At 40.8% G+C, this 1,327-nt stretch carries 1 protein-coding gene; it reads right to left on the bottom strand.

From position 1 onward, the window contains the following. On the bottom strand, window positions 1–1,327 hold a 1,327-nt coding region (gene istA / locus F9B85_RS14015), incomplete at both ends, for an IS21 family transposase (protein ID WP_170270572.1).

Genomic DNA, 1,327 nt, shown 5'->3' with positions numbered 1-1,327 from the left:
AGTGCAACTTCAAGTGCATCTGCTGCAGCTGAAATATCATGCTTTTGGAGGATGGTATTGAGGGTTAAAAGAGCTTCTCTCTTTTCATCTGGTGTTAAGTCTGACAGGTAGTTTTGCCATATCTGCGGGAGTTCTTGATAAAAACCAGTGTACTTCAGTGCAGTTGGGCGTTTTGCCATTAATGATATATATGGAAGCCAGTCCATGGATTCTGAATCTTTTTCATAGAGCCTAGAGTGGGTAACCACTGGATTGTACTGTTTATCCATGATGGTGATGGTATCACTGGTAATTTCAAGATATACAGCTTCCTGTGCCAGCTTTGGTGATGATGAATATCGGTTGGTTTCAAACATAACTTTTCCATACTTATCAGCCTTTGCTGTATGGAATCTGGCTACTTTAAAATCAATTGGATTCATAGGCAGCATCGCTTTTTTATCAGCCTCAAAGAGTTCTGCAATCAGTTGTTCTTTGCGATAGTGTTCTCGCTGCATATCCCTTTGACAGCATTCAAAGAGTTTTTTGTTGAATTCATTAAAGTTCAATATTGTGGGAACGGGGACAAACATATTTCTGCGTTCATAACCGACTTTGCATTCTACATTACCCTTTTCCCAGCCAGCAGAGGTGTTGCAGAAAACAGGTTTAATGTCGTAATGTTCAACAAATCGCTTGAAACCTTCTGTTAGGATCCGCTCTTTACCGCTACCGATATGAGATACTGCTGCTGATAGATTATCAAAGACCATTCGATAGGGTACTTTGTTCATATGCTTCATAATGTTTTGTAAACCTTGTAGCAAGCATTCCTGGTTTTCACCACGGAATACCTGACAGTATGCTCCATTGCTTTGGGGAAAGGAGACTGTTAGCTTGCGACCTTCTTTTAATGTGTTGGCGCTATCGTAGTAGAAAAATTGGCAAAAGTCCACTTGTGCTTCTCCTGCAGGGTGTTCTAATGGAATGTAGCCTTTAGATTTTTGTATGTATAGCTCTTTCTTTTTCTGTGATACATAGTATTGAACTGTACGTAGCTTTACCTCCAGTTGGTCTGGATACTCTTCCTTAAGTCGGTCGTAAACACGCTTTGCAGTATGACGCTGCTTGCGTGGTGCCTTAAGGTCATTCTCAAGCCATTCATCAATGATGGGTTTGAGGGGGTCTAGCAGGGATGGTATTTCTTTGGGTAGTTGTGGTGGAAGATTAAAATCCTCCATATCTAGGTATTTCTTAACGGTTTCATAATGATAACCGGAGCGGCGCATGATTTCTCGGATAGAACATCCTTCCACATCATGCATTCTTCTGATATACTTAATATCGT

The organism is Heliorestis acidaminivorans, from assembly GCF_008933955.1.
GTDB classification, from domain to species: domain Bacteria; phylum Bacillota; class Desulfitobacteriia; order Heliobacteriales; family Heliobacteriaceae; genus Heliorestis; species Heliorestis acidaminivorans.
The sequence above is the reverse complement of the archived record's forward strand: the minus strand, read 5'-3'. Positions and strand labels throughout refer to the sequence as shown.